The organism is Rhodopila sp. (assembly GCF_035548095.1).
Classification (GTDB): domain Bacteria; phylum Pseudomonadota; class Alphaproteobacteria; order Acetobacterales; family Acetobacteraceae; genus Rhodopila.
On sequence record NZ_DASZUV010000001.1, the window covers coordinates 203,587 to 223,513 of the forward strand.

The following is a 19,927-nucleotide window of genomic DNA, read 5'->3' on the forward strand; positions in this document are numbered from 1 at the left end:
GCTCAGCCGTGCGGACGCAAAACCTGCCGCAGCACCGCGCCGTCGGACAGGCGATCGAACCCTTCGTTGATCTGCTCAAATGTAATGAATCCCGATCGCAGCTTCTGCACCGGCAGTCTGCCACGCTGGTAGAGCGCAATGAAACGAGGAATATCGCGTTTCGGCACGCAACTGCCCATATAGCTGCCCATGATCGCCTTCTCGTCGGAGACCAGGGCCGCGTGCGGGTAGGAGAAGGTGGCCGTCGTCGCCGGCAGGCCGGCACTGACCACGGCACCGCCGCGCGCCGCGATGGCATAGGCCAGGTTCATCGCCGGGATCGATCCCGCCGTCTCGATCACATAGTCCAGGCCGCCGGACGTCGCCTCCCGGATCTCCTGCGCCACGTCGGCATTGCCGGCCAGGAAGGTGTCGGTAGCGCCCAGCTCTCTGGCGATCTTCAGCTTCTCGGGGTTCAGGTCGACGGCGACGATCCTCTCCGCGCCGGCGACGACACCGCCCATCAGCGCGTTCATGCCGACGCCGCCCAGGCCGACCACCGCCATCTGGCCGCCCGGAGGAACCCTGGCGGTGTTGAGCACGGCGCCGACGCCCGTGACCACGGCACAGCCGAAGATGGTGGCGTCCTCCAGCGGCACGTCATCCGGGATTCTGATCAGCGCGTTCTGGGAGACCACCGCATACTGCGCGAACACCGACAGGCCGCTGTAGTGGTTGATCGGCTCTCCGTTCAAGGCCAGCCGCCGCTCGCCCGAGATCAGCGTGCCGTCGGCACGCGACTTGTTGGAGCTTTGGCACAGATTGGGCCGGCCGCCGTTGCAGTAGCGGCAATCGCCGCAACTGGTGACGAACACGCTGATGACGTGATCGCCTTTCTTCAGGCCGGTGACGCCGGGCCCGGTTTCCTCGACGATGCCGGCCGCCTCGTGGCCCGGGATGGTGGGCAGCTTGCGCGGGCGCAGATTCTCGATCGTCGACAGGTCGGAATGACACAGGCCGGCGCCGATGATCTTGTACAGGACCTCGCCCGGGCCGGGCGGATCCAGGTCGACCGTCTCGATCGTCATCGGCTGGCTGACCGCATATGGGCGGGGACGCCCCTGCTCGCGCAGGACGGCGGCTTTCATCTGCATCGTCTTCTCCTTCCGGTCGCTGGCCGATCCCTGGCCGGTTGCCAGCCGGTTCCCCTGGCCGCTCCGTGGTGGTTACGCCCTGGTCCAGCGGGGTCTGGTCCAGGGGGTTTCTCCCGTTCCCGCGCGCATGGCAAGCCGCCCCGCCGCGCGATGATGATCGGCCCGAAACACATCGGCGACGGCGGACCCGAGACGGGGGTTCAAAGACGGGGGGCTCGAAGACGGGAGGCCGGGGCAGGCCGATCAGCGTGGACCGGCCGCCGCCCGCACATCCGCCGGTGACAGCCGGCAATCGGCCGGGACCGGGCCCGGATAGCGGGTCCACGTCTCCGTCCGGCCCAGCAGCGAGACACCCAGGAAGCCGCGCATCGACAGCGTACCGTTGGGGTTGAGCCAGATCTGCATGTCCCAGATCGATCCGTTGCGCGGATCGCGGATGTGGCCGCGCCACAAATCCGGCCCGGTCGGCGCCGCGTCGCTGAACAACGGCAGGTCGCACTGCGAGCGGCCGGTGACATCCCGCGGCGTCGGTTCCGTTGGCGAATCGAGCACGATCCCCACGATGCGGGCGCAGAGATGCGCGCCGCAATGGCTGACGGCGATCACGCCCCCGCGGTCCTGGGTCAACCACAACCCGGCCGGACCGGAGGCGGCATCCTCCGCCCCGGCCGATCCCGGACCGAGGCCGGCCGCCAGCAGGGCCGCCACGGCCGCGACATGCGACACGGAGCCGGTCACGCGATGCCGTCGCTGTTGATGAATGTCACGCCCAGCCCCAGCAGGCGCTGCCGCGCGTCATCCATGGTGGTGCGACCGGGGGCAGCGGGCAGGCCGATGCCGCGGCAGGCATCCTCGATCAGGAACACCTCGTAACCCAGACGAACGGCATCCTCGGCCGACCAGGCGACGCAGAAATCGGTGGCGAGTCCGCACAGGAACAGCCGGCTTAGCCCGCGCTGGCGCAGCCATCCGTCCAGGCCCGTCGGTGTGCGTCGGTCATTCTCAAAAAACGTGGAGTAGCTATCCAGTTCGCGATCACAACCCTTGCGGATGATAACCTCGATCGGACCCTGGTCGATATCGCGATGAATCGCGGCGTTGCCGCTACCGGCGATGGCATGGTCGGGCCACAATACCTGCGGCCCGTACGACAGCTCGATCATCTCGAACGGCGCGCGGCCACGGTGCTGGCTGGCGAACGATACGTGGTCGGCCGGATGCCAGTCCTGGGTCGCAAAGGCACGCGGCAATGTCGTCAGCAGCCGATTGACGACCGGGACGATCCCATCGCCGCCGGCCACCGGCAATTCGCCGCCCGGCATGAATGTCGGCTGCACATCCACGAGGCCAAGAATATCGTGCGCGATATCGATCCGCATGCTGATCTCCATGCTGGTCTCACTGGCACTGCGCCCGCTGGCGGGTTACGAATGGTTGCGAATGGTGCGGGGTGGGGAGCCTTCATATGAGACGACTGCGATCTTTGCTACTGTGCTCGGTCCTGGGACTGGGCGCTGTCGGACTGGCCGGCGGCAGCGCCGGGGCGGCGACATTCCGATGGGCTAACGACGGCGACGTCAATGCCATGGATCCGGCGACCCGGCAGGAAACGGTGCAACTATCCTTCCTGTCGAACATTTACGAACCGCTGGCTCGCCGCAAGGCCGACCTGACGCTGGAGCCGGCGCTGGCCACGTCCTGGGAGCAGATCAGTCCGACGGTGTGGCGGTTCAAGCTCCGCCAAGGCGTGAAGTGGCAGGACGGCTCGCCTTTTACGGCCGACGACGTCCTGTTCTCCCTGAAGCGAATCCAGGAGCCTACCTCCTCCCTGCGCGCACCGATGTCGGTGGTCAAGGAAGCCCGCAAAGTTGATGATGACACCGTCGATTTCGAGACGGTTGCGCCCGATCCGATCTTTCCGCAGGAACAGACCAACCTGCTGATCATGTCCAAGGCGTGGTGCGAGGCGCATAATGCCACCGTGCCGGCGATCATCGGCAAGGACGACAATTACGCCCTGCACAACGCGATGGGTACCGGCCCCTATCGGCTGGTTTCCCGGGAACCGGACCGCAAGACGGTGGTGGAGCGCAACACCGGCTGGTGGGACAAGCCGGTGGGCAATGCCGACCGGGTCGAGTTGCTGGTAATCGCCTCGGCACCGACGCGGGTGGCGGCGCTGCTGTCGGGTGAGGTCGACATGGTCTATGCGGTCCCGCCGCAGGACATGGCGCGAATCCGCCAGACCGACGGGCTGCAGATTCTGCAGACGCCGGAGCTGCGTACGATCTTCCTTGGATTGAACCAGTACCGGACGGAACTCCCCAGCTCCGACATCAAGGGCAAGAATCCGTTCAAGGATCAGCGGGTGCGCCGCGCCGTGCAACTCGCCATCGATGAGCAGGCGATCGCCAGCAAGGTCATGCTGGGGCTGGGCCGCCCGACCAACATCATGTGGGGCCCGGGGGTGAACGGCTACAACGCCGCCCTGGACGTGCGGCCGAAGCCGGACCCGGCCGAGGCGAAGAAGCTGCTGGCGGATGCCGGCTATCCGAATGGCTTCAAGGTCACGCTGGATTGCCCCAACGATCGCTACGTGATGGACGAGCAGATCTGTACCGCGATCGTGCCGATGCTGGCGCGGATCGGGATCAAGATCGACCTGAACGCGCAGACCAAGACCAAGTTCTTCACCAAGATCCTGGGTCCGAACTACGACACTGATTTCTATATGCTGGGTTGGACGCCCTCCACCTACGACGCGCACAACGTGCTGTTCACCATCCTGGGCACGCGGGACGGCAAGCGCGGGGAGGTCAATTCGGCCGGTTATTCCAACCCCGAGCTGGACACGCTGACCGAAAAGATCGGCGTCGAGGCGAATCAGACCAGGCGGAATGACATGATTCGCCAGACCATCAAGATCATGCAGAACGATGTCGGCTACATCCCGCTGCACCAGCAGGTCATCGTCTGGGCCACCAGGAAGAATGTCCAGGTGGTGCAGCCGGCGGACAACTTCTTCCCCTACCGTTTCATCGAGGTGAAGTAGCCGCGCCACGTGGGTCCGCCGGTGCCTGTCAGGCATGCACCGGCGGACCGCGCGGATCAATACGCCAGGGCCCGTGTTTCCACCGGCACCCAGCGCCCATTTTTGACGACGGCCAGGAACGCCTTGGTCGAACCATGATGCTCCTTCGGACCGAAGGAGTAGGTGTTGCCGTAAATGTCCGTGAACGTGTCCAGGCTCTCCATCGCCGCGACCAGGCTGTCGACCGTCAGGTCACGGCCCGCCCTGCGCAGGGCCTCCAGCGCAATCTCCGCGCAGGTGACGCCGGTCTGGCCGATATAGTTGATCTCGATCCCGTATCGGGCCTTGTAGCGTGCCATCAGGTCCCGGATCTCCGGCCGCGGATCGTCCGGATAGACGTACAGCGTGGGCGTCATGGAATAGAAGCCTTCGCCAATGCCACCCGGTGCCGTGGCGATTGCCGTGTCATAGGATGCCGCCTGCCCCAGCAGATCGACATTCCAACCGGACTTCTTGACCGTTGAGATGATGATCGCGGTGTCGCGGACGATCGTTCCCAGCCCGATCAGATCACAATTCGCCTCACGCAGCTTCGCGACATTGGCGGTGAAATCCGTGTCGGTCGGTTTGTGCGCGGTCACCGCTATGACCTTCAGGTTTTCCGCTTCGGCCTGCAGGGTCACGCCGGCCAGCACATCCTTTCCGAAATCGGTATCCTGGTACATCACACAGAGCCGCTTCTTGCCGCGCTGTTCCACGAAATATTTGATCCCGGCCCGCATCTGGTCGACGTAGGATGAGGTCTGGCTGAACTTCAGATGGTGGAACGGTTCGTACATCGACCGAGCGGCGGTGAGCGGCAGGAGCTTGGGGACATTCTTCTCGATTGCCATCGGCCAGGTGGCGTTGTTCATCGGCGTGCCGCCATCCTGGATCGTCATGAACACCTTGTCGTTGTTCAGCAGCTTGTTCATCGCCTGCACGGCCCGCGGCACCTGGTACTGGCTGTCCTCCACGATGTAGCGGATTTTCCGCCCGTTGATGCCGCCCTTGGCGTTGGCTTCATCGAACAGCATCCGGATGGCGTTGGCGTTGTTCACGCCTTGGATGGCGGTGACACCGGACAGATCGGTGACGGTACCGATCAGGATCTCGGTATCCGTGACCCCCTGGGTTGGACCTGCCGCATGCGCGTGCGGCCCCTGAGACGCAAGCAGCACCACGGCCGCCGCGCTCAGCAGCGTCATAAGCCTGATCATGATAAGCCTCCCTATTATAGCGCCGGTCATTCCCCTCTGCGTGGGATTACCGGCGACCTACCATGGGCAGGTGCGCGGGAAGCGGTCAACCGGAATGACGCGATGCGTCGTGTCAGGTCATTTCAATTCGTACCGGAAACAGCGCATCCGGATCGTCGACGCGCAGCAGATGGTAGACATTGAAACGATAGGCCGGACCCAGCGATACTTCCGGAGGGGTGAACGGGAACGCGATGTTGCCGGCGGTGGAAAGCCGCCCGGGATAGCCGTAATGCAGCAGGTACTGCTTGCAGCTGCGCACCACTTCCGACGCGCGCTCCCGCGTCGCGGCGATGCATTCACCCATGATGAAGACCTCGCCGGGCGGCGCCTCATGCTCTGGCACCACCATGCGCACCCCGTCGATGCCGTAAACGCGGAAGCGCAACGTGTAATCCACCGGCCGATCCTCGCAGACCAGGTCGCGCACCAGATCGGCCACTTTCGGCAGCAGGTCCTTGCAGTTGGCGATGAAGCGCGGGTCGGCGGAGCCGCACAGCAGAACGGCCCGCTCGCCGATCTTCAACGCCCCCTCCAGCTTGATCGTCGAGCTGACCGCGTCCCGCCACCGGGCGCCGGAGACGCGCGTGCGGCGGTCATCCACCGCCTCATACCGCGCCTGCGCAAGGTCCAGCGCGCCATCCGGCTCGACCACGGTGAACGGGTCCGACTGCTCATACAGGCTGTGCGCGGCAACCGAGGTCGGCGTGGCGCGCCGGTCGGGGTTCATGCTTTCCAGCACGAATCCGTCCTCGTCCAGCTCCGCCAGGATCGGATCGCGACCGCCGGGCACGCAGCACAGGGAGCCGCATTCGATGATCTTGGCCATGTGCATCGCCAGGCCGACGGGAAAACCCAGCAGCGCCGGCAAGCAGGCAAAGATCGCCGTGTCGCAGGCTCGGCCGGCGACAATCACATCGACATCGGCTTCCAGCGCGTTCCGAAACGGTCCCATGCCCATCTGGCCGACGATCTGCGCGGCATCGGTGATGTCGGCCTCGGTCAATGGCGGCATGCCGTCGAAACTCTCCACCTGGCCGGCGCGGCACGCACCGAGCAGGTAGGCGCGGTCGATGTCAGCCGGGATCACCGCCATGCGGAACGACAGTCCGTCCGTCCGGGCGATATCGCGCAGCAGTCCCACCGTCGCTTCCAGATGCGGTCCGGCGCCGGCCGACCCGGCGGAGCCGATCACCAGCGGCACATCCAGCTTCCGCGCCGCGCGCAGCACGCGGCGCAGGTCGCGGCGCGTGGATTCGGGGGCCGTCGCCATCTCCCCCTTGCCCAGATAGGTCGGGCCGATATCGATCGAACCCATGTCGCAGCCGATCAGGTCCGGCCGTCGGGCAAGGCCGGCCGCGAAGGACGCGGCGGGAATGCCGTAGCCTAGCTGGCCGGATGCCCCCAGCAGGCGCATCGGACGGCGGTTGCGGCGGAATTCGGCGATGACGCGGCCGGAGGCGTGCACCGAGGCACTCACAGCTCCACCCCCAGCAGCGGTCCGTGCTGCTGCGCGCCATAGACGTCGAAGTCGCCCGGGTCACCCGCCATGATCGTGCGCGCCATCACCACCTTGATGGCGCGCCCGACCGGATAGGGAATGACCGTCACCTGCTCCGGCGGCAGGTGATACAGCCGGCCAATCGCTTCGGGCCCAAGCGCCGGCGACTGGGCCGCGCGCTGGTAATCGGCATCGGTGGCGAACATGATATCCAGCGTCAGCCGGCGCGGGCCGGCATTCTTGCTGCGGATGACCTGGGCGAGGTCGGCGAGTTTCATGGGACGGGCCTGTGCAGTTCCGCGATGCCGAAGAGCGTGCCAGCCGCTACAACGGCCGTAAAGACGCCGGTCCGGTCCAGATCGGCCCGCCTCAGTTCAGCCTGCGTCGTCCGCGCCACAACTGCGCGAGACCGAACAGCGCAATCGCCGCCACGGCCAGCGAAACGATTTCCGGCCCGGACAGGGACTGGATGCGCTCCATCATCAGGTCCAGCCATCCTTCCAGGTCCAGCCGCGGCAACCGGTCGCGGAACAGCCGGACGTTCACCGGCAGGGCCTCGTCCACGGCCGGGAAGACCGTGACCGGCAGGATCACGACGCCATCGGGTGGACCACCGGTACCCTGCGGCGGCATGGACAGGGCGGCGGCGGCCGATAACGGGAAGACGTCGCTCAGCGGCCGGGTGACCGGCAATGCGCCGCCGGGAAAATACTCTGATTCCGCCAGCAGGCGCTTGGCGAAGCCGGTCGCCACGACGTCCGCCACCCGACCGGGGCCGTCGACCGCCGCGGCAGTCCCGGCGGCGTCCATGAAGACGCTGCGGGAGCGCATGGGCGGCGAGGCGGCCTGGCCCTCGATGGCAAGCATAGCGCCTGCCGACCCGGCACTCCCCGATGATTCGCCGCCCCCCGATGCAGAAGCGGCCCCTGATGGAGCCGTCCCCAATGGAACCGTCCCCAATGGAACCGTCACCGGTGAAACGGACTGTGACCCGCCGGTCTGCGGCCGGCTGGCCCCTGATGGCCCGTCCCGGCGGGAGCCGTTCGCCGCCACGGTCCCCGCGGGCGCCGTCACCACCACCGTCGGGGGCGCATCCCGTCCGGCGGGTGGCGCCGGAGACACGGGTAGCGCCGGAGACACGGGCGGCCGAGCCGGACGTACCGTGGGGGCACTCTCCCCGGGCGGAAGCTGGGTAATCTCGGCCAGCCGCTCCGCCATGCGGGATGATGCCTGGGGCGCCCCTGAATCATCGACGCGATCGAAGAAACCGGCGACCGGCGCGGCTTCCTGCGTGCCGTATTTCACCGACGCGCTCACCCCGGTTTCCGCCACGCTTGGCCGGTCACCCAGCGCATCCGCGACCGTGCCGACCGTCGCGTAGTCCGGCCGCTTGGGTCCGTCGTAATATATACGCATCGGCCCGCTGAAGGTCATCGCCAGCGCGCTGGGATCGATGGGCGCCAAGGTCGACTGGATCGTCGCGCGAGCCTGTTCATCGGTGGCCGCGTTCAGGCGCGTCGCCATGTCGCCGATCTTGCGCAGATCGGGCTCCGACGGTCCGGCAACGGCGGCAAGGGCCGGCAGCGTGCATGCCAGCAGCACGATCAGACCGATCCGAAAGCGTGACACGGTGACTCCTGCGATCGACCGGCGAACCGGCCCCCGGCCACGGCCATGGGCCTGGCGGCAGGCCCGGCCGGCGGAGACAGGGATCCAGCTTAGCAGAGGCCTGTCCGGGCGCGGCAGCAAATTTTCCGTCATGATCAGGATTCCGCGCCAAGGCCGCGAGCTCGGCACGCTGGGAACCGGGTCTGCGGCCGACTTCAGGCGATCGTGCTCTATCGCCAATTCAAGAGCGCGATTCACGCCTTCCAACCGCCGGCTTCAGGCGATCGCGCTCTATCGCCGCCGGATCGCATCCGCGAGGCGCCGGCGCAGCAGCCGGGGTGCCCATCCGGGCCCAGCCTCCAGCCAGTATTGCCGGACAGAGGCATTCGCCAGGCTGCGCTTGTAGCGGTCACCGCCCGCCAGGAAGTCATAGCGGGCGGCGCCCTCCCGCAATGCGAGCCCGATCGCCGCGTGATGGCAGGTCAGGCCCGGCTTCGCCCTGGGATCGACCACGGCGTAGTCGAACCCGCTCTGATAGGCGCGCCAGCCGCTGGCATCGCGGAGCGTATACAGCACGCCGATCGGCCGGCCTCGACCGCGCAGTTCCATCAGCATGACCTGACCGGATGCGATGCCGCGATCGATCAGCGCATGGTGGAAACGGCCGAAGAATGGTTCAGCGAAGCTGCCCGGACGCCCCCGGGCGATCCAGGTGGCCTGGTGCAGCGCGGCCATCCGATCCAGCATCGCATGCGCTTCCTCCGCCGATGCGGCAATCCGCACACTCAGCCCGTCCGGCGCGCCGTAGGAACGGTCGGAGCGGCGGATCTGCTGACGGGTATTCGCGCTGATGGAGGCCAGGTAGCCGTCGCCGGTGCGCCGCACGGCGTCCAGGTCGATGCAGGGCGCCTCCTCATCCTTGCCGATCCACACCCGGCCCGCCACGACGCGGGCGGCATGCAGCTCCGTCGTGCCCACGCCGGATAATACCAGCACATGCCCGCGCGCGACGGCCGCCAGGCAGGTTCGGGTCAGTTCCGCCTCGCGCCCCTGCTCCGCCAGCACGCCGTTGTGCTCCACATAGATGCAATCCAGGCTCGGATTTCCGCTTTCGCTCAAGTACAGCCGATCCGGCTGGCCCCATGTCGAGCGGACGCGATTGAACAGCGCCAGGGCGATGGTGCGGCCCGATTCCGTAGCCTCCACCAGGACGGGATCATGAAAGCGCTCCTCGGCCAGACAGCCGGTCCAGGTCCAGCTGCGAAAGATCGGGACGCTGGCCCGCCGCTCCAACGCCTGCCAGCGCCGACCCAGCGCGTCGAAATCGCGGACGACATCGACCGTGATCGCGGTCACGACGCCGGCGCCTTCACCTGGCCGGCCCGCTGCCACGCCAGAGCGCGCCATAGGTGGCGAACATCGTCTGCTCGTCGAAATCGCGGCAGGCCTTGTCGCGGTTGGCGGCGCCGATGGCCATCCGCAGATCGGGATCGGCCGCCAGCGCGGCAAGCGCGGATGCCAGGGCGGCATCGTCCAGCCTGGTGACCAAAGGCACGTTCCGCTCCGCCACCATCATCCGCACATCGCCCACGTCGGTGGACACGACCGGCAGGCCGCTCGCCATGGCCTCGATCACCGACAGCGGCATCTGTTCGGTGTCCGACGACAGGGCGAAGATGTCGAAGCGGCGATAGAAGGCGGGCGTATCGGCCTGATGGCCGGTGAACTCCACCCGCTCCGCGATGCCCAGTTGCGCCGCCAGCGCGGTCAGCGCCGCGCGCTCCGGCCCGTCGCCCACGATCACCAGGCGCGCCGGCGGGCCGCGCGTGGCCAGGGCGAAAGCGCGCAGCAGGCGGGCGATGTTCTTCTCCTCCCGCAAGGCTGCGATGGTGCCGATCACCGGCTCCCCGACGGCGGCCCGCGTGGAGACGGTGAAACGGGCCAGATCGACACCGTTGGGGACATAGCGGATCAGGGACGGTCGCAGCTTCCAGATGTCGGTGGCGATCCGCACCAGGGTGCGGGAGGGCAGCACGACCGGCGTGCGGCCCAGCGCCAGGCGCCGCAGCCGCACACGCCGGGGAATTTGCGCTGCCCGTTCCTCCGGCCCGAACCCGTCGACGACATGGAAATGCGGGGAGACGGGTAGCAGGTCGGCCAGCGCGAACTCGATGGCGCCCCAGTTGCAGGTCACCAGCATGTCCGGCCGCCATGCCCGCAGCAGGCGACGGAAGCGCCATGCGTTAGCCAGCATGGCGTGCTTCGGGGCCTCGATGACGGGGAAGCGGATATCCAGATCGGGGCGCAACCGCTCGCGGCAGGCGGTGTTGCCATCCAGCGCCACGACGATATGGCGGAAGGCGAGGCCGAAATGGTTGGCGATGGCAGCGAACCGAACTTGCGCGCCGCCAACGGCAAAGGTGGGAAAGATGTGAACGACCAGAGGCGCCGCATGCTCACCCTGCCGCGCCGCGGCCTGCTCTGTCACCTTGACGGCATCCCCTGCTTTCGCCGAACTGCCGGCGATGATCCGCACCCGGCATAGCCTGATTGCTTTTTCGATCGCAATGGCCTGTCTGGCGATGGCCTGTCTGGCGTGGGTGCCGCCGGCCCTTGCGCGGACCCTGCATGTAGGCCCGACGCGGACACTGAAGCTGCCGTCACAGGCGGCAACCGCGGCTCGGCCCGGCGATACGATCCGCATCGACCCCGGCACCTATGTGGACTGCGCGGTATGGCGCGCGCCCGGGCTGACGATCCTGGGACCGGGCCGGCCGGTGGTGATCACCGGTCCCGGCTGCCTGGGTCAGGCGCTGTTCGTCATCTACGGCAACAACGTCACCATCCAGGGCCTGACCTTCCGCGACGCCACCGTTCCCGGCCGGAACGGCGCCGGCATCAAGATGCTGGGCGACAACTTGACGGTCCGGCACAGCGCGTTCCTGCACAATGAAAACGGCATCCTGACCGGCGGCTCCCCGGCCAGCGTCCTGCGCGTCAGCGACAGCCGCTTCATCGGCAATGGCGCCTGCATCATTGCCTGTGCGCACGGCATATACGCCGGCGCCCCGATCAACCGGCTGGAGATCGAGCGCTGCGTGTTCCTGGATACGCGCACCGCGCATCACATCAAATCCCGCGCGCATACCACCATCGTCCGCGACAGCCGGATCGAGGACGGGCCCAGCGGCACCGCCTCCTACCTCATCGAAACCCCGAACGGCGGCGACCTGCTGGTGGAGCATACTGTGCTGGAAAAGGGCCCGAACAGCGAGAACCGCGGCACCGCGATCTCGATCGGCACGGAGGCGGTCACAAACCCGACCCATTGGCTGCTGATCCGCGACAACCAGTTCCGCAACGACATGCCCGTGCGCACGGTCTTCGTGCGCAACGCGGCGAAGACACCGGCGGCGCTGACTGCCAACCAGATCACCGGCGACGTGCAACCGCTGGCAGGTCCTGGCACCGTGTCACCCTGATCACCGTCACCGTGATTGGCATCACCCTGGTCGACGCGGTCCGAGCGCGGCTCAGACCGGGCCGCAGGCGCGCAGCGCGGCGACGATGCGATCGACATCGGCTGCGTCGTTGTAGCCATGAAAGCTGATGCGGACCCTGCCCTGCCCGTTCCAGGTGAACACGCCCCGGGCCCGCAGCGTCTCCTCCAGTTCCGCCGCGCGGACCGAGGGGATACAGACGCTGGCGCCGTGCCGGGCTGGATCGGCGGGTGTCGTGGTGGGGATTTGCAGATCGTGCAATTGACCCAGCAAGGCGGTGGTCAGGCCCTGGACGTGGCGTTGGACGGTCGCGGGGTCGTAGCGGTGCAGATAGGACAGCGCGTTGTTCAGCACGTAGATCGGGCAATGTGCCGGGTTGCCACGGGTGAAACGCATGGCGTCGGATTTCAGCGGCGGCAGGACATCGTAGCCGCGCCCGCCTGGCGCGAAGGCGTGCCAACCCGCCGAGGCCGGCGCCCAATCCGGCTGGCGCGTGCGGTTCCAATAGGCGATCGCCACGCCGGTGATGCCGAGCATCCATTTATAGCAGGCGGAGAAGGCAAAATCGGCGAGGGAAGCCTCGATCGGCAGATATCCCGAGGCCTGGGTGAAATCGACCACCAGCAGGGCGCCGATCCGGTCGGCGGCCCGACGCAGCGCATGGAGGTCGACCCGCTCTCCGGTGAGGTAGGAGACATAGCTGGCGGCGATGATCCGCGTGCCGGGACCGGCAACCTGAACCAGCCGGTCCGGATCGCTGCCACGCGCCTGTATCAGCCGCACCGGCGGGTGGCGGCGCAGCGCGATCGGACCGACAACCGAGGGATACTCGACCGCGTCGATGGCGATGGCGTCGCCCTCCCGCCAGTCCAGGCTCTCCGCGACGATGGACACGCCCTCGGCGACGTTGGACACGAAGCCGATGTCTTCCGGCCGCACATGCCATAGCCGGGCGATGCCGGCCCGGGCGGCCTCGACCTCGGCCTCCTGATTGGTGCGGCCGGGAAATCCCGCGGATTTGTCGGCCAGGTAGCGCAGCATGGCCGCGTCGTGGGACCGCAGCGCGGCGGTTTCGCCGCCGGCGCAGACATGGGTGACGCCGGTCGGCAGGCGGAAGTCGGCGGGGTTGAAGAGAGCGGGCATGCGCGAAGCGTAGCGCGAGCGAGGGGCGATGGGCAGAGAGGGATTTTCCTTGCAGGACAATCGCTGCACCGCTGCCCGCGTCGTCGGCGCCACGGCCCCGGCCGCCCGGCGACCGGGCTGGACGGGCCTGGTTGCGCAGTGCCGGCCATCCGCCACTGCCGTTGAGGGGGGAACACCGCGCAAACGGGCTGCTCCAAGCATCATGCCGCAGCATCATGAGAACCAGATGGACCGCATGCCGATAGCTGCGGCACTGGAGTTGGGCGTCGCGGTGACCACCGACAACCGGCCCTGCGAGACATACGGGTGGAAACGATCTGGCGGAGCGGAAACGATCTGGCGGCTCGGCGGACGTGACCCGGCCCCGTCCGCGTGCCAAGCTGCGTGGCGAGACAAGAACCGGAGGAAACGACCGCCATGGCGCAGCAGCCGCACAGCCGCTTTGCCGGCCCGGTGGACCAGGTCTGGCTGGATCGCGTGATCGAACCGATCCTGTACCCGGATCTGCCGATCATCGATCCGCACCACCATTTGTGGGTCCGCAACGACAACACCTACCTGCTGCCGGAACTGCTGACCGATCTTGGGTCGGGTCACCGGATCGTGGCGACGGTGTTCGAAGAATGCCATTCGATGTACCGCGCGGCAGGGCCGGCCGAAGAGGCATCGCTGGGCGAGACCGAATTCGTCACCGGCTTCGCCGCGATGGGCGCCAGCGGCACGTTCGGTACCACCCGGTTCTGCGCCCGCATGGTCGGCAATGTCGACCTGCGCCTGGGCGACGCGGCGGGACCATTGCTGGAACGTCACATCCAGGCCAGCGGCGGACGTTTCGCCGGCATTCGACAGTCCACCGCCTGGGATGCCAGCGACAAGATCCACAAGGTCGCGCCGACACCGCATATGCTGGCGGAGGCATCGTTCCGGAGAGGCTTCGCGCAGCTGGACCGGCTGGGGCTGGTGTTCGACGCCTGGGTGTATCATCCGCAACTATCCGAGGTGGCCGATCTGGCGGCCGCTTTTCCCGACACGACGATCGTGCTGAACCATGTCGGCAGCCCGATCCTGGGAGGTCCTTACGCAGCCGACCGGACGCTGGTCTTCGCCGACTGGAAGGCTGGCATGGCGGAGCTGGCGCGCCGGCCGAATGTCACCGTGAAGCTGGGAGCGATCCCGATCCGGCTGCCGGGCGCGCCGGCCGACCGCTCGATGCCGCCCGGATCGGAGGAGATCGCCGAGGCCTGGCGCCCGTGGATGGAAACCAGCATCACGTTGTTCGGCGCCCAGCGCTGCATGTTCGAGAGCAATTTCCCGGTGCAGAAGCGCTGGAGCAGCTACGCGGTGACCTGGAACGCGTTCAAGCGGCTGGCGGCGGGCGCATCGACGGCGGACAAGGCGGCGCTGTTCGCCGGCACGGCGGCGCGTGTCTACGGAGTGCCGCTGGACGCGGCGGCCTGAGGCACCGAGGCCGCATCCATGCTCCGGTATCGAAACGCGGCTTCTCCTGCCTTCATCACAGCCCGCCGTCAGACACATGCCCAGCAGGAAGCGAATAGGAATTGCCGGCCGGCGGCAGCCCGTCTGGCGGTAGGCCTGAGCTATCCGCCAGCAAGGGCCGCCAGCGAGAGAGACGGTGAAAGGCGGCGTCGCGGTCTTGCCGCTCTGCCTATCATAACCGGCAGGCGGCCGCCGTTCAGCGCTGCGCCGACACCAGCAGCAGCATCGGCCGCTCGCGTTCCTGCGCCAGCCTTGGATCGGCTGCCACCTGCCGTGGCGACGGCGCGAACTCCTCGACCCGGCGGATGGCGAAGCCGCTGTCGATCAGGGTATTCAGCGTCGTCCCCATCGTGCGGTGATACTTCAATACGCCCTTCGCGAACCAGTCGGTCCGCCGCTCCCCCTCCTCGGCGTAGTGCCGCACCGGCCAGATCCGGCCGCCATCCCGCGCCGCGATCCAGTCTGGCGCGGGGGCGGCCATGAAGATCGGGTGTTCGATGGTGAACACCAGCCAGGCCCCGGGCGTCAGGGCGGCGAAGATCATGCGGCTGAGCCGAGCGAAGTCCTGGATATAGTGGAAGGCGAGCGCGCTGAACGCGATGTCGAACGCCGCCCGGGGCAGGTCCAGATGCTCCAGGTCCTCGATACGATAGACGATCGCCGGATCATCGGTATCCGCCCTGGCCCTGGCGATCATCGTTGCCGAAATGTCGATGCCCAGCACCGACTCCGCGCCATGCTGGCGCATCCAACGAGAGGCCCAGCCGAAGCCGCAACCCAGATCGACGGCGCGCCGGCCTGCCAGGTCCGGCATCATCGCGGCCACCGCCGGCCATTCCGGCGCGCCGTCCAGACCGAGCACCTGCCGCGGCAAGCGGCTGTAGCCGGCGAAGAAGTCGGGATTGTCGTAGATGTTCTGGGCCACGATCTCATTCCCTTCCCATCAGCAAGCCGATGGACGAGGGCCGCCGATGGCTATGCCCCGTCCGAAACGGCGGGGCATGGGTGCGAAGCCGCCGAACTCAGTCCACGCGGCGGGGCACCGGCGTCCCACCCAACATGCCGGCCAGACCGGAGGCGATAAAGATATCCATCTCTTGCATCGGGCGATCATTCCCGCTTCCGGCTGGCGGGATCAAGCGCGACCGCCGGAGGAGCGCAGCAATCCCTAGTCATCGGGTTGGATCACCGATCCGGCGGTCGTTCCGCCATCGATCACAAGGGTCTGACCGGTGACGAAGCTGCCTGCCGCCGAGGCCAGGAAGACCGCCGCCCCGGCAATCTCATCGGGCTCACCGATCCGCTGCAGCGGGGTGTCGCGCGTGCGCTTCTTGTAAAGCACCGGATTCTCCCACAGCGCGCGGGCGAAATCGGTGCGCACCAAGCCGGGCGCGATGGCGTTGGCTCTGATGTTCTTCGGCCCCCACTCCACCGCGATGTTGCGCGCCAGCTGCATGTCGGCGGCCTTGGAAATCCCGTAGGCACCCAACTGCGCCGATCCGCGCAGGCCGCCGATCGAAGAGATGATGATGACCGCCCCACCCCCGCGCGGCACCATGTGCGGGATCGCCATGTTGGCCAGCCAGACCTGGCTGCGGATGTTCGTGCCCATCACCCGGTCGAACGCATCGTCGGGCATATTGGCGGCGGGACCCAGATACGGGTTCACCGCCGCGTTCTCCACCAGGATGTCGATCCCGCCGCATCGCGCGACCGTCTGGTCGACCAGGTTCTGCAACTGGTCCTTGTGCCCGACATGACAGGGAATCACCTCCGCCTTGCCGCCCTTTGCCTTGATATCCGCCGCCACCGCCTCACACGCATCGGGCTTGCGGCTGGATACCACGACGGTGGCGCCATGCTCCGCCATGCGCGTGGCGATGGCCAGGCCGATCCCCTTGGTCGAACCGGTGACGATGGCGACCTTTCCGGTCAGATCGAACAATGACGACATATCCATTCCTTCAGCCCTGTGGCGCGCTGGCCGGCACCTTGCCGCGCTGTTACCGGTGAGTATGCTGCGCACCCGAGGAACGTCAATCAAGGCAGACACATGCAATACCGTCGCACCGGGGTCTACACCCGCGATCAGCTCACGCGTCTTCTGCATCCGCAGAGCATTGCCGTGGTCGGGGCTTCCACCCGCGCGGGCGCATTCGGCAAGACGGTACTGGCCAACATGGCGCATTACGACGGCCGCTCCTATCCGGTGAACGCGCGCTATGAAACGATCGACGGCAAGACCTGCTACCCGACCATCGCCGCGCTGCCGGAGGTGCCGGACTGCGTGGTGATCTGCGCCCCGCGGGAGGCGGTGGAGGACATCGTCACCGATTGCGTGAGGGCCGGCGTGGGCGGGGCGATCATCTTCGCGTCGGGCTACAGCGAGACCGGGAAAGGAGACCGCATCGCGCAGCAGGAGCGGTTGGCGGCGATCTCACGCGAAAGCGGGATGCGCATCGTCGGACCGAACTGCATCGGCGTGGTCAATGCCATGCTGGATGCCCGGATCACCTTCATGGACATCACGCCGATCCCGCGGCCACATCCCAAGGCGGTGGGCGTGATCAGCCAGTCGGGCGCGCTGGGCATGGCGCTGGCCCAGGGCGTGGTACGCGGCCTGGCGGTCAGCCACGTGCTGACCTCCGGGAATTCGTGCGACGTCGACATGGCCGACTATGTGAATTACCTGGTCGACGATCCGAATTGCGGCGCGATCGCCTGCGTGTTCGAGGGGATGGCGACGCCGGACCGGCTGCTGCTGGCCGCCGAGAATGCCTGGAAGGCGGACAAGCCGCTGGTGATCTTCAAGATGGCCACGGGCGAATCCGGCGCGCAGGCGGCGATGTCCCACACCGGCTCGCTGGCTGGCAGCCACGCCTCCTATCGCGCGGTGTTCCGCAAGGCAGGTGCCGTGGTGGTGGATGATTTCGAAACGTTGATGGAAACCGCCGCGTTCTTCGCCAAGGCCCCGCCGGCGCCAAAAGCGCCGGGTGCGGCGGTCATCGCGGCATCGGGCGGCGCAGCCATCATGTGCGCGGACCGAGCGGAGCAGAACGGTGTGCCGATGCCACAACCATCGGCGGCGGTGAAGGCGGTGCTGGAAAGCCGGATCCCCGAATTCGGTTCCTCCCGCAATCCCTGCGACGTGACGGCCCAGGTGCTGGGCGATCCGGAATCGCTGCAGGACTGCGCCGGTGCGCTGCTGGGGGATTCGCAATACGGCGTGCTGGTCTCCCCGCTGACCTACGGCTACGCGCCCTCGGCGAAGCGGCCGCTGGTCTACAATGACCTGGCGATCAGGCATGGCAAGATGGCCTGCGTCGTCTGGCAGACGGAATGGCAGGACGGGCCCGGCGTGGTGGAGGCGAATGGCTGTGAGCGGGTGGCGCTGTTCCGGTCGATGAATGCGTGCTTCCAGGCGGTCGCGGCCTGGCAGTGGCGGGCGGACAAGCGGGCCGCCGGGGTGCAGGCGGTGCCCGCGACGCCAGGCGCGACGCTGGCCGAGGCACAGTCGCTGCTGGCCGCCGCCACCGGCGAGACGGTGACCGAGCGCGAGGTGAAGGCGCTGCTGTCGCTTTACGGCGTGCCAGTGGTCGGCGAGCGGCTGACGCAGTCCGCCGAGGCGGCTGTCGCCGCGGCCGAGGCGCTGGGCTACCCGGTGGTGATGAAGGTTGAGTCCCCGGACATCCCGCACAAGACCGAGGCCGGCGTCATCCGGCTGGGGCTGAAGGATGCTGACGCGGTGCGCGACGCCTATGCGGCGGTCATGGCAAATGCGGGGAAGGTTTCACCGCCGCCGCAGATCAATGGCGTGCTGGTGCAGCCGATGGTGCCGCAAGGCGTCGAACTGGTGGTCGGCGCCCGGAATGACGCCCTGTTCGGTCCGCTGATCGTGGTTGGCCTGGGCGGCGTGCTGGTGGAGGTGCTGAAGGACTCCGCGATCTCCCCTGCCCCGGTGACGCCGTGGGAGGCAGAGGGAATGCTGCGTCGGCTGAAGGGCATGGCGCTGCTGGAGGGATTCCGTGGAATGCCGGCGGTGGATATCGGCCGGCTGTCGCGGGTGATCAGCGATATTTCCCGCTTCGTCGCCGATCACCGCGACACGGTGGCGGAATTGGATGTGAACCCGCTGATCTGCGCGGGGGACCGGATCACGGCGGTGGACGGTCTGATCGTGCCGGCTGGACGGTAGGCGGCGCGCGGGAACAGCTTGCGCGGCGCGAGGGGAGCCTGTAGATGGGCGGCCTTCGACGCTGGCGAGACGGAGAGGTGCCGGAGCGGTCGATCGGGGCGGTCTCGAAAACCGTTGTACCCTTATGGGTACCGAGGGTTCGAATCCCTCCCTCTCCGCCAAACTACGCTACAGCGCGCCACGCTATCCTGTGACTGCCCGCAGCACTCCACCGATCCGTGAGACCCATCGGTTTCACCTTACGGCTGCCGCCAGCTTGCGGTCGAGTGTGACCAGCTCCGCGCCAATGGAGCGTGCGACCCACAGATAGCTGGCGTCGTAGGCGGTCAGCCCGGTGGTCTCGGCGAGTTCCAGTACGCTGAGAGGATCGACTGCGATGATCTCGACCCTCAACCGATGCGCCATGCCATATGCAGCCCGCAGCGTCTTCGCCTGATCCGGCGCACGCCGGATCTTGACCAGGCAAACATTGGCCAGTTCGTAGTCGAGCAAAGAGGGCGCTGCCAACCTGGCCCCTTCCAACCGCCCGGCGATGGCGTCCGCTTCCGGCTCCGAGAAAATCAGCGCGGCAAGCGCTGATGCGTCTACCACCTTAACGCTGGTCACGATCCGCCCGAATGATCGCAGTCGCATCATCTGGCGTGCGGACACCGAGGCGCCGGACCTCTGCGAGAAGCTCGCGGGGGCTCAATTCTCCTTCCGTTCGGACAGCTTCCTCGACAATGGCCAGCAACTCACCTTGCAGAGATCTGTGATGCCGCTCTGCCCGCCGGCGCAGACGCTCAACGATCTTGTCGGGGGCGTTCTTGATCGATAGGTTTACAGGCATCGGCTCCAAAACTCCTCCGTTTTGGAGCCTTGGTAGCATATCCAGACGGCGACGACCAGAACGGAAGGCCAGTGGACGGGAAGGCCAGTGGACGGGAAGGCCAGAGGGCCACAAGAGAGCCATAGCGTGCTTCAGGTGACTATGGTGCGGGAATAGTGCCCATCTTCGTCGTTCCTGGCCCGCCACTTCGGA

General features: G+C 67.1%; 18 protein-coding genes and 1 tRNA gene. 5 read left to right on the top strand and 14 right to left on the bottom strand.

Features of this window, described 5'->3' with window-relative positions; all coding sequences use genetic code 11:
* Positions 1-2: 2 nt before the first annotated feature.
* The 3 genes from VHC04_RS00880 to pncA all read right to left on the bottom strand — a co-directional run bounded on the left by VHC04_RS00880 (position 3) and on the right by pncA (position 2,524).
* Complete coding sequence (locus tag VHC04_RS00880) at positions 3-1,127, bottom strand: zinc-dependent alcohol dehydrogenase family protein (protein WP_325676964.1); 1,125 nt, start codon at positions 1,125-1,127, stop codon at positions 3-5.
* Positions 1,128-1,376: 249 nt separating this feature from the next.
* Positions 1,377-1,859 carry a DUF2147 domain-containing protein gene (locus tag VHC04_RS00885; RefSeq protein ID WP_325676966.1) on the bottom strand — a complete coding sequence of 161 codons (483 nt, stop codon included), beginning with the start codon at positions 1,857-1,859 and terminating at the stop codon, positions 1,377-1,379.
* Positions 1,860-1,867: 8 nt separating this feature from the next.
* Complete coding sequence (gene pncA, locus VHC04_RS00890) at positions 1,868-2,524, bottom strand: bifunctional nicotinamidase/pyrazinamidase (protein WP_325676968.1); 657 nt, start codon at positions 2,522-2,524, stop codon at positions 1,868-1,870.
* A 74-nt stretch (positions 2,525-2,598) separates the two neighbouring features.
* Between pncA and VHC04_RS00895 the strand changes: the two genes are divergently transcribed.
* Complete coding sequence (locus tag VHC04_RS00895) at positions 2,599-4,185, top strand: ABC transporter substrate-binding protein (protein WP_325676970.1); 1,587 nt, start codon at positions 2,599-2,601, stop codon at positions 4,183-4,185.
* 56 nt (positions 4,186-4,241) lie between these two features.
* Here VHC04_RS00895 and VHC04_RS00900 read toward each other — a convergent pair whose 3' ends face one another.
* The 6 genes from VHC04_RS00900 to VHC04_RS00925 all read right to left on the bottom strand — a co-directional run bounded on the left by VHC04_RS00900 (position 4,242) and on the right by VHC04_RS00925 (position 11,107).
* Positions 4,242-5,423 carry an ABC transporter substrate-binding protein gene (locus tag VHC04_RS00900; protein ID WP_325676972.1) on the bottom strand — a complete coding sequence of 394 codons (1,182 nt, stop codon included), beginning with the start codon at positions 5,421-5,423 and terminating at the stop codon, positions 4,242-4,244.
* 112 nt (positions 5,424-5,535) lie between these two features.
* Positions 5,536-6,930, bottom strand: coding sequence for an acyclic terpene utilization AtuA family protein (locus VHC04_RS00905; RefSeq protein WP_325676974.1), 1,395 nt, complete (start codon positions 6,928-6,930; stop codon positions 5,536-5,538).
* A gap of 8 nt (positions 6,931-6,938) precedes the next feature.
* Positions 6,939-7,241 (bottom strand): DUF4387 domain-containing protein, encoded by a 303-nt coding sequence (locus tag VHC04_RS00910; RefSeq protein WP_325676976.1) that lies wholly within the window; start codon positions 7,239-7,241, stop codon positions 6,939-6,941.
* Positions 7,242-7,332: 91 nt separating this feature from the next.
* Positions 7,333-8,592, bottom strand: coding sequence for a hypothetical protein (locus tag VHC04_RS00915; protein WP_325676978.1), 1,260 nt, complete (start codon positions 8,590-8,592; stop codon positions 7,333-7,335).
* 270 nt (positions 8,593-8,862) lie between these two features.
* Positions 8,863-9,927: a GNAT family N-acetyltransferase gene (locus VHC04_RS00920; RefSeq protein WP_325676980.1), complete on the bottom strand. Its 1,065-nt coding sequence runs from the start codon at positions 9,925-9,927 to the stop codon at positions 8,863-8,865.
* Positions 9,928-9,940: 13 nt separating this feature from the next.
* Positions 9,941-11,107: a glycosyltransferase gene (locus VHC04_RS00925; RefSeq protein WP_325676982.1), complete on the bottom strand. Its 1,167-nt coding sequence runs from the start codon at positions 11,105-11,107 to the stop codon at positions 9,941-9,943.
* Here VHC04_RS00925 and VHC04_RS00930 point away from each other — a divergent pair.
* A complete protein-coding gene (locus VHC04_RS00930) occupies positions 11,097-12,053 on the top strand; it encodes a right-handed parallel beta-helix repeat-containing protein (protein WP_325676984.1) in 957 nt (318 codons plus the stop codon). The two genes, VHC04_RS00925 and VHC04_RS00930, sit on opposite strands and share 11 nt — an antisense overlap.
* Before the next feature lie 51 nt (positions 12,054-12,104).
* Here VHC04_RS00930 and VHC04_RS00935 read toward each other — a convergent pair whose 3' ends face one another.
* Positions 12,105-13,214 carry an aminotransferase class V-fold PLP-dependent enzyme gene (locus tag VHC04_RS00935; protein WP_325676986.1) on the bottom strand — a complete coding sequence of 370 codons (1,110 nt, stop codon included), beginning with the start codon at positions 13,212-13,214 and terminating at the stop codon, positions 12,105-12,107.
* 417 nt (positions 13,215-13,631) lie between these two features.
* Here VHC04_RS00935 and VHC04_RS00940 point away from each other — a divergent pair, with 417 nt between their 5' ends.
* Positions 13,632-14,672, top strand: coding sequence for an amidohydrolase family protein (locus VHC04_RS00940; RefSeq protein WP_325676988.1), 1,041 nt, complete (start codon positions 13,632-13,634; stop codon positions 14,670-14,672).
* A 235-nt stretch (positions 14,673-14,907) separates the two neighbouring features.
* Here VHC04_RS00940 and VHC04_RS00945 read toward each other — a convergent pair whose 3' ends face one another.
* Together VHC04_RS00945 and VHC04_RS00950 are read right to left on the bottom strand one after the other, a co-directional pair.
* Positions 14,908-15,636, bottom strand: a complete 729-nt coding sequence (locus tag VHC04_RS00945; RefSeq protein ID WP_325676990.1) for a class I SAM-dependent methyltransferase — start codon at positions 15,634-15,636, stop codon at positions 14,908-14,910.
* A gap of 243 nt (positions 15,637-15,879) precedes the next feature.
* On the bottom strand, positions 15,880-16,665 hold the full coding sequence (locus VHC04_RS00950) for an SDR family NAD(P)-dependent oxidoreductase (protein ID WP_325676992.1): 786 nt from the start codon (positions 16,663-16,665) through the stop codon (positions 15,880-15,882).
* Positions 16,666-16,764: 99 nt separating this feature from the next.
* On the opposite strand from VHC04_RS00950, the gene VHC04_RS00955 reads away from it, so the two are divergent.
* Positions 16,765-18,906 carry an acetate--CoA ligase family protein gene (locus VHC04_RS00955; protein WP_325676994.1) on the top strand — a complete coding sequence of 714 codons (2,142 nt, stop codon included), beginning with the start codon at positions 16,765-16,767 and terminating at the stop codon, positions 18,904-18,906.
* A 71-nt stretch (positions 18,907-18,977) separates the two neighbouring features.
* Positions 18,978-19,067, top strand: a tRNA-Ser gene (locus tag VHC04_RS00960).
* 73 nt (positions 19,068-19,140) lie between these two features.
* Here VHC04_RS00960 and VHC04_RS00965 read toward each other — a convergent pair.
* Both VHC04_RS00965 and VHC04_RS00970 read right to left on the bottom strand, forming a co-directional pair.
* Complete coding sequence (locus tag VHC04_RS00965) at positions 19,141-19,557, bottom strand: type II toxin-antitoxin system VapC family toxin (protein WP_325676996.1); 417 nt, start codon at positions 19,555-19,557, stop codon at positions 19,141-19,143.
* A complete protein-coding gene (locus VHC04_RS00970; RefSeq protein ID WP_325676998.1) occupies positions 19,499-19,858 on the bottom strand; it encodes a FitA-like ribbon-helix-helix domain-containing protein in 360 nt (119 codons plus the stop codon). Before VHC04_RS00970 ends, VHC04_RS00965 begins: the two co-directional genes overlap by 59 nt.
* Between the last annotated feature and the right edge of the window lie 69 nt (positions 19,859-19,927).

What these genes read in the sequence shown, in the direction of transcription:
- VHC04_RS00880 (WP_325676964.1), bottom strand. Translation starts at nt 1,127, where the DNA reads ATGAAAGCCGCCGTCCTGCGCGAGCAGGGGCGTCCCCGCCCATATGCG.
- pncA (WP_325676968.1), bottom strand. Translation starts at nt 2,524, where the DNA reads ATGGAGATCAGCATGCGGATCGATATCGCGCACGATATTCTTGGCCTC.
- VHC04_RS00895 (WP_325676970.1), top strand. Translation starts at nt 2,599, where the DNA reads ATGAGACGACTGCGATCTTTGCTACTGTGCTCGGTCCTGGGACTGGGC.
- VHC04_RS00900 (WP_325676972.1), bottom strand. Translation starts at nt 5,423, where the DNA reads ATGATCAGGCTTATGACGCTGCTGAGCGCGGCGGCCGTGGTGCTGCTT.
- VHC04_RS00910 (WP_325676976.1), bottom strand. Translation starts at nt 7,241, where the DNA reads ATGAAACTCGCCGACCTCGCCCAGGTCATCCGCAGCAAGAATGCCGGC.
- VHC04_RS00930 (WP_325676984.1), top strand. Translation starts at nt 11,097, where the DNA reads ATGATCCGCACCCGGCATAGCCTGATTGCTTTTTCGATCGCAATGGCC.
- VHC04_RS00935 (WP_325676986.1), bottom strand. Translation starts at nt 13,214, where the DNA reads ATGCCCGCTCTCTTCAACCCCGCCGACTTCCGCCTGCCGACCGGCGTC.
- VHC04_RS00940 (WP_325676988.1), top strand. Translation starts at nt 13,632, where the DNA reads ATGGCGCAGCAGCCGCACAGCCGCTTTGCCGGCCCGGTGGACCAGGTC.
- VHC04_RS00950 (WP_325676992.1), bottom strand. Translation starts at nt 16,665, where the DNA reads ATGTCGTCATTGTTCGATCTGACCGGAAAGGTCGCCATCGTCACCGGT.
- VHC04_RS00955 (WP_325676994.1), top strand. Translation starts at nt 16,765, where the DNA reads ATGCAATACCGTCGCACCGGGGTCTACACCCGCGATCAGCTCACGCGT.
- VHC04_RS00970 (WP_325676998.1), bottom strand. Translation starts at nt 19,858, where the DNA reads ATGGCTCTCTTGTGGCCCTCTGGCCTTCCCGTCCACTGGCCTTCCCGT.